12 protein-coding genes and 4 pseudogenes are annotated in these 14,958 nt (G+C 55.7%); 8 read left to right on the forward strand and 8 right to left on the reverse strand.

The features are described 5' to 3' along the window. Positions 1–469: 469 nt before the first annotated feature. Both ACK6AU_RS15785 and ACK6AU_RS15790 read right to left on the reverse strand, forming a co-directional pair. Positions 470–1,750, reverse strand: coding sequence for an MFS transporter (locus tag ACK6AU_RS15785; protein WP_409299946.1), 1,281 nt, complete (start codon positions 1,748–1,750; stop codon positions 470–472). Between the two features lie 44 nt (positions 1,751–1,794). After that, on the reverse strand, positions 1,795–2,724 hold the full coding sequence (locus tag ACK6AU_RS15790) for a transporter (protein ID WP_409299999.1): 930 nt from the start codon (positions 2,722–2,724) through the stop codon (positions 1,795–1,797). 413 nt (positions 2,725–3,137) lie between these two features. On the opposite strand from ACK6AU_RS15790, the pseudogene ACK6AU_RS15795 reads away from it, so the two are divergent. Continuing rightward, a pseudogene (locus ACK6AU_RS15795) lies at positions 3,138–3,541 on the forward strand (IS3 family transposase); the annotation flags it as partial. A gap of 83 nt (positions 3,542–3,624) precedes the next feature. Here ACK6AU_RS15795 and ACK6AU_RS15800 read toward each other — a convergent pair. After that, positions 3,625–4,635 (reverse strand): aldo/keto reductase, encoded by a 1,011-nt coding sequence (locus tag ACK6AU_RS15800; protein WP_185699453.1) that lies wholly within the window; start codon positions 4,633–4,635, stop codon positions 3,625–3,627. A 92-nt stretch (positions 4,636–4,727) separates the two neighbouring features. Here ACK6AU_RS15800 and ACK6AU_RS15805 point away from each other — a divergent pair, with 92 nt between their 5' ends. Beyond that, positions 4,728–5,627, forward strand: a complete 900-nt coding sequence (locus ACK6AU_RS15805; RefSeq protein WP_185699452.1) for a LysR family transcriptional regulator — start codon at positions 4,728–4,730, stop codon at positions 5,625–5,627. Positions 5,628–6,299: 672 nt separating this feature from the next. On the opposite strand, the gene ACK6AU_RS15810 is transcribed toward ACK6AU_RS15805, so the two are convergent. After that, complete coding sequence (locus tag ACK6AU_RS15810; RefSeq protein WP_409299949.1) at positions 6,300–7,208, reverse strand: LysR substrate-binding domain-containing protein; 909 nt, start codon at positions 7,206–7,208, stop codon at positions 6,300–6,302. A gap of 59 nt (positions 7,209–7,267) precedes the next feature. On the opposite strand from ACK6AU_RS15810, the gene ACK6AU_RS15815 reads away from it, so the two are divergent. Further along, positions 7,268–7,795: a DUF6196 family protein gene (locus ACK6AU_RS15815; protein ID WP_260497991.1), complete on the forward strand. Its 528-nt coding sequence runs from the start codon at positions 7,268–7,270 to the stop codon at positions 7,793–7,795. 542 nt (positions 7,796–8,337) lie between these two features. Next, positions 8,338–8,789: pseudogene (locus tag ACK6AU_RS15820) on the forward strand (acyl-CoA thioesterase). 252 nt (positions 8,790–9,041) lie between these two features. On the opposite strand, the gene ACK6AU_RS15825 reads toward ACK6AU_RS15820, so the two are convergent. Next, entirely contained in the window at positions 9,042–9,428 is a 387-nt protein-coding gene (locus tag ACK6AU_RS15825; protein WP_185699450.1) for a MerR family transcriptional regulator, read from the reverse strand. Positions 9,429–9,501: 73 nt separating this feature from the next. Between ACK6AU_RS15825 and ACK6AU_RS15830 the strand changes: the two genes are divergently transcribed. The 4 genes from ACK6AU_RS15830 (at position 9,502) to ACK6AU_RS15845 (ending at position 13,620) form a co-directional block, all read left to right on the forward strand. Beyond that, positions 9,502–10,566 (forward strand): SDR family oxidoreductase, encoded by a 1,065-nt coding sequence (locus ACK6AU_RS15830; protein ID WP_185699449.1) that lies wholly within the window; start codon positions 9,502–9,504, stop codon positions 10,564–10,566. A 124-nt stretch (positions 10,567–10,690) separates the two neighbouring features. Further along, positions 10,691–11,632, forward strand: a complete 942-nt coding sequence (locus ACK6AU_RS15835) for a chromate resistance protein ChrB domain-containing protein (RefSeq protein WP_409299952.1) — start codon at positions 10,691–10,693, stop codon at positions 11,630–11,632. Then, positions 11,625–12,989, forward strand: a complete 1,365-nt coding sequence (chrA, locus tag ACK6AU_RS15840; RefSeq protein ID WP_409299954.1) for a chromate efflux transporter — start codon at positions 11,625–11,627, stop codon at positions 12,987–12,989. Before ACK6AU_RS15835 ends, chrA begins: the two co-directional genes overlap by 8 nt. A 181-nt stretch (positions 12,990–13,170) precedes the next feature. After that, the gene (locus tag ACK6AU_RS15845; RefSeq protein ID WP_409299956.1) at positions 13,171–13,620 is read left to right on the forward strand and encodes a GNAT family N-acetyltransferase; all 450 of its coding nucleotides are present in this window, start codon (positions 13,171–13,173) and stop codon (positions 13,618–13,620) included. Positions 13,621–13,919: 299 nt separating this feature from the next. Here the strand turns inward: ACK6AU_RS15845 and ACK6AU_RS15850 are convergent, their stop codons facing one another. The 3 genes and pseudogenes from ACK6AU_RS15850 to ACK6AU_RS15860 form a co-directional block, all read right to left on the reverse strand. Next, positions 13,920–14,354, reverse strand: a complete 435-nt coding sequence (locus tag ACK6AU_RS15850; RefSeq protein WP_409299958.1) for a GNAT family N-acetyltransferase — start codon at positions 14,352–14,354, stop codon at positions 13,920–13,922. Between the two features lie 25 nt (positions 14,355–14,379). Further along, positions 14,380–14,505 (reverse strand): annotated as a pseudogene (locus ACK6AU_RS15855) (transposase domain-containing protein); the annotation flags it as partial. A 3-nt stretch (positions 14,506–14,508) separates the two neighbouring features. Further along, a pseudogene (locus tag ACK6AU_RS15860) lies at positions 14,509–14,676 on the reverse strand (hypothetical protein); the annotation flags it as partial. Between the last annotated feature and the right edge of the window lie 282 nt (positions 14,677–14,958).

Here is a 14,958-nt window from a genome sequence, read left to right on the forward strand (position 1 = left end):
GAACCTCTTGGGGGGGGGCGCAAATCAGTTCCGCAATCAAATTCACGACCCGCGTAGACCGTGGATTACAGCCTTTCTAGGAGATGGCCCTTGCGGAACGGATTTATAACTAAGTAACTGAAAATAATAGAATTTTATCTGGATTGCAAACCCGCCTACGCCGGCTCGATTCCGATCTCGGCCTCCACCCTTGGAAACCCCGTGGATTAACGTCTACGGGGTTTTTTATTGCCTACAGGAAAGCGCAGGCGTACTAAAACTTTACTGTTTGGTAGGGTGGGCGATGGCTCCGACGCGCACATAAATCTTCTTTGTGGTTTCTGTTTTCGAGTGCCCAAGAAGCCTGCTTGCGTCATCCAAATCGAGAACTTCAGATGCTGCCTTCGGGCGGATATCGCGGAGCTGAACTCCGGCAATTTTCTGAGCTAACCCTTGAGCGCCTTGTTCGATAGCCTCGCTTTCTAACCCTTCAACCTCGCGTCAAACCTACAACTCCGTTCTTTTCCTCCTGGAACTCTTTGCGCATACACAGCAGGATAAGGAAAATGACCGTCTGTACACCGGCAAACGCGCTAAATGCAGCGACGAATGAACCGCTGGCTTCAATGATCGCTCCCATTAAGGCCGGCGCGATTAAGGTTGAGGAAATGCCAACCATCTCAGCATAGCCAATAGCATGACCACTGAGCTGGTCTCCATACTTCTCACTCAATAAGGCGAAAATAGCGCCACCGCTGAACACCGCCACACCACTCATGACCGCGACGGTGATCAATCCACCGTAGGGTAAACCCAGCTTGAGGGTCATCAGAAACGAAAGTGCCGAGAGCAGAGACAACAAGGCGCCGATCTTGAGAATCAGCACGCGGCGTCGGAACAGGTCGCTGCAGTAGCCGCCTAACAGCAACATGATGATTTGCGACACGCCCATCAGGGTGCCTATGGTGGCCGCTGATGCAGTTGTCATGCCTTGGGTCTCGATAAAGGCTGGAACCACCCAGGTAGCGGTTGCGGAGATAGCAAACATGTCTCCAAAGATCGCGAGCGACGCAATGTAGAACCAGCGTGACGTGAAAATAAGGCTAACTTTTGCGGCCGCTTGATTGGCGGGGGGCTCGTCGTCCCAGGCAAAGTCGGGTAACCCCACACAGCGGCGCTCGCTCTTGACCAGTACCCAGCCCAAAAATGCGACAAACAGAGTGCCAATCGCCAGAACGACGAAAAAACCGCGCCAGCCAACGGCTTCGGCAAGAGGAATCCCGATCGCAAAATCTACGGTGATCGCCAGGCTAAAAGCTGCCAGCAACGCGCTCAATGCTCTCCCGCGTTGAGCTGGAGGGAACCATGTAACAACCAATTTTGCTGCTGCGATCCACACCGCGGCATCGAAAAAACCCACCATCAAACGTGCGGCTACCATCGCTTCATACGACGTGACTTGCGACTGCAATAACATGAACACGCCAACGCCCAGCAGGCCATAACAGTACAGTGCACGTGTCGAAATTCGACTTCCCCATGCGGCCCAAAAAACCATACCCAATGCGTAGGTGATGGAGAACGAGCCTTGTACGATACCGATTTGCAGTGGCGACAAATGCAACGTTTCTGTGACAAAGGGAATGACTGCTGCGAACCCATACCAGTCGCCCGCCAGAAATAACTGGGCAATGACCCCCATCAGAAGGCTAATGGTTTTCCATTGTTTTAGCGTGGTGCGCTGAATGATGTTGAGCGACGACATTTTCATGCCAGATACTCCATTAACAGACACAGGAATTGATTGGGACAGGTTCATAGTTTGTGTACCCATCGCATGACAAAGCGGTTGCCTTCGGGGCGGTTGCGAGCTTCGGATTCGAAGTAAAGGTTGGCAATCACTACGTCTTGGCGAGAGAACGCAAACATAGCGCCGGGGCCGATGGCGAAAACTTTTTCGCGTCGTCCAGATACTGAATCACCGTCGACTTTTGTATCGGTGAACTGGTTGAGCCAGTACCCGTTCACACCTGCCGAAAATTTCGGGGTGAATGCGTAAAGGGTGTTGAAATTCAGATGCACCGCTTGCCCGGCCTGTACATCATCGACCCCATCGCCATAGGTCTCTGGTGAGGGAGCATCGTTTTTAGCGTTCCACAGGTAGTGCAGGCGCCACGAAATTGTGGTTTTGGAACTAGCCCAAAACGTCGCAGCCCAATATGGATTAAATGACCAGAAGTTTGCCCCTGGGTTGATCGCAGTATGTTTGTTGTAGTCGCCCACGGGAGCGATTACATCTGCCTCCAGGCGATGGACAAAGCGAGGGCCCTCGTCGCCCATGATTGGTTTGAACTGCAAGTAAAAGCCAATGTTGAGGTCAGCCAGACCTTCTGAACCGTCGAGCACGGTATTGTTCAAGCCATCGTCGACAAGGTTCTTGGTGACCACTGGCAGAACCGCTGAAAACCCCCAATCGGAATCGTGGGGGCCACCACTTCCCTGATAAATCAGCTGCATCAGCACACTGTCTATGTTGGTGCTCGACTTCGGCAAGCCGATTTCATGCCCTTTGTTGTCGGTGATCTTTCTGCCGCGGTAGTTCTGGTAGAACAACGATGCGCTCCAGCCTTTGCCACCGGGTACCTCAGCGCCATCATAGAACGTCGTCGAACCCAGGTTGACCACGGGAAGGTCAACGGCATGAGCTTTGATATGAATGGAGCATCCGACGATGAGGCTAACGATCAGGTGACCACGGTTTTTTACATATTTGTCTCCAAAGTTTTGAAGGTATTTCACCTTATGCGCTCCAGACTGATGTAATTGTGTTCGGACTTTTTCAAATGAAAAAACCGATATTTTTGAGGACAGTAGGAAGTGGTGATGGAAGTCGGCTCGTTGTTCTCTTGACGTCTTGGGCCGACTAAACACGATGGTGCGCTGAGGCCGCGGGATGCTCTATCCGCGTTATGGGCAATAGCTATCCCGTTTTTATTTACGTGATTGTTGAACGAGCACCATGAAAGACAGGACACCGTTTCCCCCTTACGAGAAGGGATAGGCAAACGGTTATGTTTATGACTAACAGCAACGATAAGAGTGGGGAGCTTTTGGGCCAGTAGCGGCGACGCCGCTGGAGCCCAGAGCAAAAGCTGGCCATGGTTCGCGAGAGCCTTGAGCCAGGGCAAAGCGTGTCGCTCGGCGCAACGGCATCAATGCCAACCAGTTGTTCCAGTGGCGCAAGCCGTCAAGCAGATGCGTGAACTGCAACGGATACTGGGCAAGAAGACCATGGAGGCCGAGATCCTCAAGGAAGCGGTGGAGATCGCCCGGTCACGAAAATGGATTGCGCACTCACCCTTGTTGCCGGGGACGACCAGTGAAAGCAGTCATTGAGCGTCTCGGTGTGGCGCGCTCGCCATTGACGGCTCGGCTCCAACAGCCCACTGCGAGGGCGCAGCCGCGTCGTCGCCGGACGCTCGATGCGGCCCTGGTCGAGCAGAACAAGCAGGCTGTCGGCGCATATGGCTATCGCCGGGGCTTGGGCCTGTTGCGTCGACAGCATGAGCCAGGGCCGGCCAGGCGCCTGGCTGAGGTATCAACTTAACGGGGTGCCGGTGTCCGGTTTGATAGGGGCAAGTCCACTCAGGCCACACTGCTAGGTACGTTCGTACCCATGCCTTCAGGTAAATAGTGGCTTATTTCTTCTATTTCAGCCTGGCCAAGACGAACGCTGATGGCGTCGATCAACCCATTCACCTGTTCGGGCCGGCGTGCGCCTACTATCGCGCCGGAGACAGCCGCATCACGCAGCACCCAAGCAATGGCGATGGCCGCCGCAGTGACCCCATGCCTGGCACCAATGTTTGCCATCACTTCTACCAAGGCGAGATTCTTGCTGAGGCGAGGTTCCTGGAAGTCGGCGCTGCGCGATTTTCGCCAGTCGTCGTCGGGCAGTTGTGCAATCCGCTCGCGGGTCATGCTTCCCGTCAGTAGGCCTGATTGTAAAGTCGAGTAGGCAATCACGCCGACCTGCGCCGTTGCGCAGTAAGGCAGAATATGGTCCTCGATATCACGCATCAAAACTGAATACGGCGGTTGAAGGGAGGCGATATCGGTGACCGAGCGGGCTCGCTCAAGCTGGGGAACATCGAAGTTCGACACACCAATTGCCCTTATCTTGCCCTGCGCCTTGGCGTGGGCCAAAGTCGCCAAAGCCTCCTCGATGCCTTCGCAGGTCCCCTCTGCCGGGAACGCTGGCCAGTGAATCTGATAGAGATCGATGACATCGACCTGCAAGCGACGCAGGCTGTCCTCGATCTCTTTCATCAGTGACTGGGGGGCGAGCGAATGAGAAATCTCACGGGTCTCGGGATCCCACACCAGACTGCCTTTGGTGAATACCAATGGGCGACGCGAAGCCGGCACCTGACGCAGCAATTGTCCCGTCAACCGCTCAGCATGGCCGAGCCCATAGACCGCCGCCGTGTCGATCCAGTTGACGCCGCGCTCTACCGCGTACTCCAGTGCCGCCAAGCTATCGCGGTCATCTTGTGCCCCCCAGCTGAACTCCCACCCTTGCCCCGCAATGGCCCAAGTGCCCATGCCAATGGGCGAAATCAACAACTCGGATGTACCCAGTCGATTCTTTTGCATAAACACCTCACGTCGATTGATGCGCAAAGTGTCCCTCAGGGGGTTGCTGACGATAAGATAGCCAATCGTGTTTGAACTACTGAATCCTATTCATGAAAGCCCCATGCGATCTTTCCGAACTCGACGCCTTCGCTGCAGTGGCTCGCCATCACAGCTTTCGCAAAGCAGCCGATGAGCGAGGCGTATCTGCATCGGCACTGAGCCACGCCATGCGTGCCCTGGAGGGCAGGCTGGGGGTCAGGTTGCTCAACCGTACCACGCGCAGCGTGACGCCCACTGAAGCGGGTCATCAACTGCTCGCCACGCTGGTTCCAGCGTTGGCGGAGGTCGCCAAAGGGCTGCATGAGCTGACTTTCAAACAGGAAGTTCCCACCGGTACGCTGCGACTGAACGTATCGCGACCCGCAGCCCGTCTCGTCATTGCGCCATTGCTGGCGCCATTCATTGCCGCCTACCCACGTATCAACGTGGAGCTGGTGACTGACGATGGCTTGAGCGACATCATCGACAAAGGTTTCGATGCCGGCGTGCGCTTCGGCGAGAGCCTTGCCGGGGACATGATCGCCGTCCCGGTGGGCTCACCGCAGGGATTTGTCACCGTGGCTGCTCCCGCTTACCTCAGGAAGCACGGCACACCGGGCACGCCACAGAGGCTGCTTGAGCACGCCTGCATCGGCAGGCGTTTCCCAAGCGGCAAACTGTACAAGTGGGAGTATCTTGCCGAGGGCCAGCCCATGCGCCTGGCCGTGGCAGGACCGTTGATACTGGAAGATGACACCTTGATGATCCAAGCCGCGAAGGACGGTGCCGGGATCGCGTACGTGTATGAGGAGATGGCCAGGGACTACCTGGCTCAAGGGCAACTGGAGGAAATTCTTGAAGACTGGAAAGCCCTGCCAAGCAGGTTTTTTATCTATTACTCCAGCCGGCGTCACGTACCACCAGCGCTACAGGCGCTGATCGAGTTCGTGCGTGAAACGCAGCCCTCATGAAAAACCGAAGGCCGTTCAGGTGTACGCCGTCTGCAAGCCTGGGATGGTGAAGAGGGTGTTCTGATCATCTGCTATCGACAGGCCGCTTCTGGCCGTATGTTGCCAATCATGCGGGTGGCAGCATGCGGTCACCCGCTGCCCGGCAATTGGCCGCGCTAATCAAAACGTACCTGCAAGAACAGGCGTATCGTTTCACGATTACGAAGTAATCGAAGGTACCCAAGGGTTCAGTTCGAATGACGGATTTGGGTCCAGGCTGTGTGAAAACGCTTGCGATTGTCCCACCTTCTGATCGTCGAGATCGTAAGTGCCGAGATGAGCCTTCATGCGCTCGCCTACAACTTCAAGCGAATGATGAGCGTCTTCGCCAGCGCAGGACTGCTTGAAGCGATCAGGGCATGATCCACCGTTTGATCGTCCGTACATGTAGCTGACTAAGGTAATTCATGCGGCCGCCCGTTTATTCCCAAGGCCATTCTCGCGACTTTCAGTTTTCGACCTATTCAGGGCGTTTTCACCCAGCCTGGGCCCACAGTGGACATCCTGTAACGGATGACTGCCAGTCCCATCGGCATCAGGCTGGACGGCCATGACCCAGAGACGATCAGATGATTTCGCCCTCACTACCCAGCACTCCTGCATTCAAGCTGCACGCAACCAGCCCTTGCTCTGTCAGGCCTGCGGCGAACCCAATGCAACAACGACTTCGTCTATGAAGTGCCTGAGCTTTGCGGAGGGACGACGGTCGAAGGAATAGATCAGATTGACGGGATACGTGGGTCCTTCGAATTCCTCGAAGAGCACGACCAGTTCACCCCGTTGCACGTAGGGCATCAGTACATCCTCGACGCAGAGCGTGATGCCGAAATCTGATAATGCGGCGTTCACCTTGGCCTGGGTGTTATTGACTTTCAGTCGACTGGCAATGGGGACCGTGAACGTCTGCTTGTTTTTGGTGAATCGCCAGAGTTTATCCGTCATTCGATCGGAGAAGAGATAGCCCAGGCAATCATGATCCACGAGTTGTTCGGGATGGAGCGGGATCCCTTTGCGCGCCAGATAAGCGGGGGATGCGCAAGCGAACATCCTGAAAGGCCTCAAGCCGCGTTGAACCAATGCCGCGCTGTCGGCCAGCTGGGGTTTGCCTAGCCGAAACACGATTTCGAATCCCTCTTCTACGATATTCACGAACCTGTCCGTCAACTCCAACTCGATTTCCGTTTCCGGGTAACGCGTCAGGTATTGGGTCAGGAAAGGGATGAGTCGATGAGAACCATAATTATAAGGCGCGCTGATCCTGATTTTTCCGCGCGGAGTCGAGTTTGCTGACAACGCCAGTTCATCGGCGTCTTCAACGTCACTCAGGATAGCCTTGCAGCGCGAGTAATATTCCCTGCCCACGGCGGTCAAGCTTTGGCGGCGAGTGGTTCGGGTGATCAGTTTGAGCCCTAGCTGAGATTCCAGATTGCCGACCTGCTTGGCAATCAGCTGTGGAGTCACGCCTAATACGGCAGCCGCTGCCGAGAAGGAGTCTGACTCAGCTGCCGCTACGAACGCCGCCATGCTTTTCAACTTATCCATATCTACAACCTTTGGTTGTCAATGTTATTTGATATTGAACATTTATCTTTAAGATCTTCATGCTTAGCATTTCATGGGTCAATAAAAAGAAGCGCTGCACGCTTTACGAAACGGAGAGTATGAAAATGGTGAACATTTCCCATGAAGCGGCACGGGATACGGAGCGCAGACTGTTGCATGTAATTACCGAAGCGCATGTCCGGTTCTTCCCCGGGACTTACGCGTTTCTGGAGTTTCCTTTGTCATCGTTTCCTGGTGCCGTACACCCAGATGCACTGGCGCTTGTACGAGATGACAAGGTATGGAGTCAGCTAGTCCCTTGTGCGGACTTCGAGCAAGAGCTGTTTACTGTCTTCCGGTTCCATTTTCCGGAAGGCGCCGACAACAGCGGGTTCGTTGGCTGGTTGGCAATGCACCTGAAGCAGAAGTTTGGAACCGGCGTTTTTGTGACGTGTGGCCAAAATCGAGATGAGGGCGGGATCTTTGATTATTGGGGCGTCCCGGCGAGCCTAGGTTCAGATGTCTTCGCAGAGATCCAGGCCTTGGTAGAGGGCCGAGTGCACGGTGAGGTGGGCGTTTCCCTGTAGCGAATTCGTCCGCGCGCCCCCAGATGTCGGCTTTTGCCCGTTGCCAGGGCAAAACTTGGGCCGCATGGTCATTACGATCACCGAGGGGCGGCATTCATACAAATTTGAGTACGAGCTACCAGATCAAAGCTGACTCTTGCGCGTTGGCTGGCAACGCTGGAGGGGCAGGCGGTTCTACTGGGCGACGATCGCCTTGGCGGCAGGGTTGAGCAGGTACAGATCGTTGATCTGGCTGTCCTGCGGCTTGTCGATGGTGATCTTCCAAATAGTCGCTGCCAAGGCCAAGCACTTCGTGGTGCTCGCTCATGAGGTGCATGGCCTGCTCGGTGCATTCGATGGGGCGGCTTGGTACCGACGATCACTCAGTGAATCCCAAAAGTCGCGTCCATCTTCGCCGTCTTCCATGGATGGCGTGCATCATCGACCCGCCGGGCGGGATCGGGCGTTCTTTTATTTCAGGCATGACTTGTCCTGGGCCGCTGCTGCGGCTGGCTTTGAACGGCGAGGGAGGTATTGTCCGACCCCAACACGCAGGAGCTGCGATGTGGTCTTGCGATCTGTGTCACTCAATATTGAGGGTTGATCTTGTGGCGAACGCTGTGATGATTAAGAGAAAGGTGTTGTTCGGCGACTGTGATCCAGAGGGATAGTCTGTACACCTAGGTTTTCGTACTTCGTTGTTGAGGCCGTTCATGATGCACTTACAGTGTGGCTTTCCTGTCCCGGATTAAGAACCCTGCTGGGATTTAATCTACTGCCTCCAGCAAGGGCTTTCTCGCTAGAGTTTCTTCGTCCGGTCACTTGGGATGATGAGCTTTCGATGACAGTAAGTATTTCCAGTGTTGGGTTCCACTCGTTCACATTTCAAGTCGAGGGTCATGTAGCGCCAGATGTCATAGCATTTACTTCTAGTCTTACGCAGCTTTGCGTCTCGCCGGTTACCAGAGAAGTTATTGAGGTTCCCGAGCAACTGAGGGCGCTACTCCTGTCTTAAGAGCTGCAGTTGCTTGGACAGGGCGCAGCAGCTCGAGGTTTGGCAAGCCGGTAATGACCCGCTTCGTTCCCGCCACGATCTCGACGAACAGAAGAGAAGGTTAGACAAGCGCAGGTGTTTTCACACGGCCTGGACCCAAAGCAGACATGCGGCAGCGGTAGTATCGGCCCGCGGGCTGCTCGATTTCCGGCCAGGCCTGTGACGACCTACAAGAAATTCGGGTTTTAGCAGCACGTGGTCGACAAGGCGGTCTCATGGACTCGGAGGCGGAGCAACAATTTGCCCGAGGGCAATGGCGCTGGCTTCAAGCTTCGCACGCTCTGCGTCCAGGAAAACATACGTGGCTTGCAGGGTGGTTATCTTCGTTTGGATTTCGGCCATCTTGCTGGCGACCAAGGCTGCACCTTGGGCGCAATTGATCGTATTACCCCGCTTGGCCGCAAGGATTTCTCCAATCTCAGCGAGTGAAAAGCCCACATCCTGCGCGCTCTGAATGAAGGCCAGATCGCCAACGGTCTGCTCGCTGTAGGTGCGGTAGTTGTTGGCCTGACGATGGGCCGTTATAAGCCCGAGCTGTTCGTAATAGCGCAATGCATGGCGGCCGATGCCACTTCGACGCTCCAGCTCTCCAATATTCACAGTAAAAATTCCTTGACTATAGAGTTGACTCTATACCTTAGCCTGCGCCGATCATTCAAACAAGGAGTCAGGCATGAGTGCGGAATGCTTCGTTACAGGCGGCAGTGGATTTGTGGGGCAACATTTGCTGGCCCATCTTACTGCGGCGGGGCACAAAACCTGGGTGCTTATGCGCAACCCAGAAAACATCAACCGTCTCAGAGAGCAGGTGGGTCGCTTGGGCGGTGATCCTGCCTATGTCCACGCTGTTGAAGGCGATATTAGCAGGGAGGGGCTTGGACTGAGCGAGGCCGCCACGCAATGCCTGGCTTCGGTCTCTGTGGTTTTTCACCTCGCTGCGCAATTCTCCTGGGGGCTGACCATGGACGCCGCGCGTGCAGTGAACGTACAAGGGGCGCTGAGAGTCGCCAGGCTTGCGGCGAGCCAGCGCATCCGATTGCTGATGGTGGGCGGCTTCATGCTGCAAAACCTTAGTCATCTGGCCAATATCGGGGTGGATCATGAGTGCCCTGAAAACACCGACTGGCCCGCAGTCTACAGCCGTGTCGGTGGCTATGAAGGCAGCAAGCTCGAGTCCCATTTCGCAGTCATCCGTTATATGCAGGAAGCGAATGCGGACTACACGATCGTTCATCCTGCCACGGTGTGCGGCCACAGCGAGAGCGGGCACATCCTGGAGGGACAGCCTCTGGCCGAACTCATCCGCAATCTGGCCCAAGGCCGGTTCAAGGCCGTCCCCGGTTCCGCTAGGCACTGGCTGCCATTGGTCAGTGTCGATTACCTCGTGACAATGATTATCTGCGTGGCGTTCGACCCTTCGATGGCCAACCGGCAGGTCCTGGCTCTCTATGACGGCACACCGAACCTACAGGGGATGCTGGAGCAGATGGCAACAACGCTGCAAGTCAAGGCGCCCCGCCGCTATGTAGCAATGAGGTTGCTTCGGTGGCTTTTGATGATTCCCGGCCTGGCATCCCGATTCGGGATCAGTGCTGAGTCATTGGATTTCATTCAGACGCAACGCTTTGACATGAGCGCTAGCAAGCAGCTTGAAAGGAAGTATCAGTTCGCTCATCCCGACATGACGCGAACGTTGGAAATGACAGTGCGCTACGTCAAGGAATACTTGCGCGATTAAGGTCATCCAGTCAGGCATTCTTTGACGATGCGGCGTTCTATTCAGTTGGCTTGATGAGCATTTTTGCTTTTGGCTAAAGTCAAACTAATGTAGAAGAGGATACATTTTATGTTGAGTTCTCTACATGATTGGTTGGTCATTGCTGATTCTCGGCTTGCCGACGGCTAATGCCACTGAACGGATGCGCGCCTGGAGGACCCTGAAAGCCTCTGGTGCCGCAGTACTGCGCGATGGCGTGTATTTGCTTCCGGAACAAGGCGCTGGACGCGAGATGCTTGAAACGGTGAAGCGCGATGTGCTGGCTATCAACGGCACGGCGTATCTCTTGTCCTTGTCTGAGAGTGAAGAGCGCTTCAGTGAGCTGTTCGACAGAAGCGATGAGTACACCAAGTTGATGGAGGACATTGCAGGGCGCAGGGCCAAGCTATCGTCAGACAACGCGCTGCAGGCAGCACGGCAGGTGCGTAAGCTCAGAAAGTCCTTCGACCAGTTGGCAGCCATCGATTTCTTTCCCGGCTTGCTCAAAGCCCAAACCGACTCGGCACTTCAGGAGTTTGAGGCGGCCATCAGCCGTGCACTGTCTTACGATGAGCCCCATGCATGCGACGAGGCCATTGATCGGCTGGAGAGCAGCGACTATCAGGGGCGCCGATGGGCGACCCGAAAGCGTCCCTGGGTGGATCGGTTGGCATGCGCCTGGCTGATTCGCCGCTTCATCGATGCCGATGCGCAATTCATTTGGCTGGACAGCCCCAACGACTGCCCAAGCAATGCGCTCGGCTTCGATTTCGATGGTGCCCGGTTCAGCCACGTCGGCCAGCGAGTGTCCTTCGAAACCCTTATCGAGAGCTTTGCCGTTCAGCAGCCGGGCCTTTCCAGGTTGGCCGCTGTCGTCCATTACTTGGATGTAGGTGGAAGCCAGCCTTGCGAGGCGCCAGGCATCGAGCGTGTCTTAGCGGGCATGAGAGAAAGCATTGGCGACGACGATCAACTGACAATAGTCGCCGGGGGCATCTTCGACAGCTTGCTGACGGCTTTCGCACACGAGGAAACCCCACATGGTTGAGACCCCCTCCGGAGTAAGCGAACAGCCACTCGCTGCTCAGAAGCCGATTGGCTTGTTTGAAGCGTTTCTGTTCTGGCTCAAGCTGGGCTTTATCAGCTTTGGCGGGCCCGCCGGGCAAATCTCGATCATGCATCAAGAGCTGGTTGAGCGCCGACGCTGGATCAGCGAGAAGCGATTCCTGCACGCGCTGAACTACTGCATGTTATTGCCGGGCCCTGAAGCTCAGCAGCTAGCCACCTACATCGGGTGGCTCATGCACCGCTCCTGGGGGGGCGTGATTGCCGGTGTGCTGTTCGTGTTGCCTTCGCTGTTCATCCTGATTGGCTTGTCCTGGATCTACGTCGCCTTTGGCGAGGTGCCGGTAGTCGCGGGGATCTTCTATGGCATCAAGCCGGCGGTTACGGCCATTGTCGTACACGCTGCCCACCGGATTGGTTCGCGTGCGCTGAAGAATGGCTGGCTATGGACCATGGCCGCGGCGTCGTTCGTAGCCATTTTCGCCCTCAACGTGCCTTTCCCGCTGATCGTGCTGGTTGCCGGTATCGTCGGCTATATGGGGGGGCGTTTCGTGCCCGGTAAATTCATGATTGGTGGCGGTCATGGGGCGACCAAGAGCAGCTATGGTCCGGCCCTGATCGACGACGACACGCCAGCGCCTGAGCATGCGCGTTTTCGAGTAGCGCATTTGCTGCGCCTGGTCCTGATCGGCGCAATGCTCTGGGCCTTGCCGATGGGGCTGCTGACGCTTGCGTTTGGCTGGAATGGCCCCCTGACGCAAATGGGCTGGTTCTTCACCAAGGCTGCACTGTTGACCTTTGGAGGAGCGTACGCCGTGCTGCCCTATGTCTACCAGGGCGCTGTCGGGCATTATGGCTGGCTAACGCCAGCCCAGATGATCGATGGCCTCGCCCTGGGGGAAACCACGCCAGGACCACTGATCATGGTGGTAGCCTTCGTCGGTTTCGTCGGTGGTTACATGCAGCCGATGTTGGGTACGGAACACCCCTTCCTTGCCGGCGCAGTCGCGGCAAGCCTCGTCACCTGGTTCACCTTCCTGCCGTCCTTCCTTTTCATCCTGGCCGGTGGCCCTTTGGTGGAGTCGACCCACAACGAGATTAAATTTACCGCACCGCTGACAGGGATCACGGCCGCCGTGGTAGGGGTGATCCTCAACCTTGCCATGTTCTTCGGCTATCACGTGCTCTGGCCAAAGGGTTTCAGCGGGGTGTTCGACTGGCCTTGCGCGCTGATCGCGGTTGCGGCTGCCGTGGCCCTGTTCCGTTTTAAGCGAGGTGTGATCCAGGTGTTGGTTGCCTGCGCCGTAGTGGGCCTGGTAGTCCATATGATGCGTGCTTGACACCGAGAGGTATCTGCTCAGCAGGGCTACACGACCTTTACCGCATGGCATGAGAGGTTCGATGCGAGCCAGGACGATACCTGTCGCGCATGTCGGTATCTGTTCGCCGAGGCGTTGCTAGGTATCGCAAGGTCAAGTGCCCTAGTATAGAAACACTCTACTCACGCCACGGACGACGAATATGCAGATACGTAAGATGACTCACGAAGACCTGCCGAGCGCTAATGCCCTATGCCTGGAGGCTTTCATGATGGCGGTTGCACCCTCGCTGTCGGCGCAGGGCGTGGAAACCTTCGCAAAGGTAGCCGCACAGGAAGCGTTTGCCGAACGAATGGCAAGTAACAGCCTAATGCTGGTTTGTGTCGCAGAGGGAACTCTGGTTGGGCTGATCGAGTTAAAGGAAGGGTGTCATGTGGCGATGCTGTTCGTTGCCCCCCTTTGGCAGCGCCGTGGTGTTGGCAAGCGCTTGGTGAGTGCAGCTCTCGAGCAGGCCGGAGCCAATGTGATAACAGTCAGAGCGTCGCTGTCTTCAGTGGCCGCTTACGAACGATACGGTTTTACATTGTCAGGAGAGGTGGGTGAGTTTGCCGGACTGATCTTTCAGCCTATGGAGAGGCGGCTGGCCATTTGAAAGATCGCTTTTTCTCTACTTGATATCCGCTACAGCGCCGATGTAATAAAGGTTGGAATATAAGTGGTTATTATCTGATATAGCGTAACCGTGCGGGCAAGTCGCCTACCAATCTCCAGCTTCAAGGGCGATGGTGTCCGCGTATTTTTAAGTGGACGCGATCGCCCTTATTTCCAGGATTTCATCCGCCGCCTAAGCCCTTTCGCCAAACCATTCATAGCCTGTATCGTCCAGGAGCACCTGCAACTGGAGTGATGCTTTGTAATCGTCGGCCTGTACCACCTCCTGTGTTCGTAACATCAAGATGTGTGACCGGTAGGCCTAGGTGGGATACTGTAAGCCATACCTACAGAATGTGGTGCCGTGTGAATAAAACCAAACTGTGCGTAAAGGTCTTGTGCTTGGCCATCCGCGATAAGGCTGACATACCCACTTTCAGGAACGTTGGCTTGGATGTATTTCATGATTTCCGCCATGATTCGTTTCCCTAAGCCTTTTCCTTGATGCGCGGGAAGGACGGCTATATCCACAACTTGGAAGAAGCATCCTCCGTCACCGATCACGCGCCCCATTCCCACGGGTAGAGTCCCATATAGGATTTGAACGGCGAAGAGGGTATTGGGCAGACCTCGTACAGAGGCTTCATCTGTCTTGCCGCTAAGGCCGGAGCCCGTCCGTAGTGCTTGGTAAGTCTGCACTGACGGCAGCTTGAGCAAACATGAATATGAAGTCATTCGAACCACCGTTCTACAAGAATTCTCAAGAGCAATGACATATGTGCGTCCATTTATGCGGCAATAACTGATCAATTTCAAATGCTCGCTGCGTAGGAAGCCGCGTCACCACGTCCTTGAAATAAACATAGGGGTCGAGTCCATTCAGGCGGCGCGCCACCAACCCGATACCAATGCCGTCATGTACCAGTACTTTCATCCGATTGGCGCGGCGGTTGGCGAACAGATAAGCGCAGTGCGGCTTCGCTGCACCGAATCGATCATACGGACAAGGGCTGTTTCGATGCCAGCGCGCATATCCATGGGCTCGGTGGCGAGCCAGATGGGGTCGATGCGGATCATTGGGAGCGACTGCGGATGAAGCGAGCGCAACCGTCCGGGTCGGAGATCGGCCAGTTCACAGTGACTGTTCGCTGCCCGGAAGAAATATCGATGCGGGCTATATCCTGCTCAGCTGACATCGCCACAGCGATCTCAAGCTTCAACGGTATAAATGCAGGCAAGGCAGAAGCCTGCCGGTCACGATAGACAGGTATCCTCCGCGATGGCTATGCCTCGATGCCTATCTACAGCCAGCGCGCGACGTCTGCAATAATGACGAGCA

Source organism: Pseudomonas sp. KCJK8993 (assembly GCF_046230915.1).
Taxonomy (GTDB): Bacteria; Pseudomonadota; Gammaproteobacteria; order Pseudomonadales; family Pseudomonadaceae; genus Aquipseudomonas; species Aquipseudomonas piscis.

Coding starts and splice junctions, on each gene's coding strand:
- ACK6AU_RS15800 (WP_185699453.1), bottom strand. CDS start 4,635: ATGCAAAAGAATCGACTGGGTACATCCGAGTTGTTGATTTCGCCCATT.
- ACK6AU_RS15850 (WP_409299958.1), bottom strand. CDS start 14,354: ATGACTTCATATTCATGTTTGCTCAAGCTGCCGTCAGTGCAGACTTAC.
- ACK6AU_RS15810 (WP_409299949.1), bottom strand. CDS start 7,208: ATGGATAAGTTGAAAAGCATGGCGGCGTTCGTAGCGGCAGCTGAGTCA.
- ACK6AU_RS15785 (WP_409299946.1), bottom strand. CDS start 1,750: ATGAAAATGTCGTCGCTCAACATCATTCAGCGCACCACGCTAAAACAA.
- ACK6AU_RS15845 (WP_409299956.1), top strand. CDS start 13,171: ATGCAGATACGTAAGATGACTCACGAAGACCTGCCGAGCGCTAATGCC.
- ACK6AU_RS15805 (WP_185699452.1), top strand. CDS start 4,728: ATGAAAGCCCCATGCGATCTTTCCGAACTCGACGCCTTCGCTGCAGTG.
- ACK6AU_RS15815 (WP_260497991.1), top strand. CDS start 7,268: ATGCTTAGCATTTCATGGGTCAATAAAAAGAAGCGCTGCACGCTTTAC.
- ACK6AU_RS15835 (WP_409299952.1), top strand. CDS start 10,691: ATGATTGGTTGGTCATTGCTGATTCTCGGCTTGCCGACGGCTAATGCC.
- ACK6AU_RS15830 (WP_185699449.1), top strand. CDS start 9,502: ATGAGTGCGGAATGCTTCGTTACAGGCGGCAGTGGATTTGTGGGGCAA.
- chrA (WP_409299954.1), top strand. CDS start 11,625: ATGGTTGAGACCCCCTCCGGAGTAAGCGAACAGCCACTCGCTGCTCAG.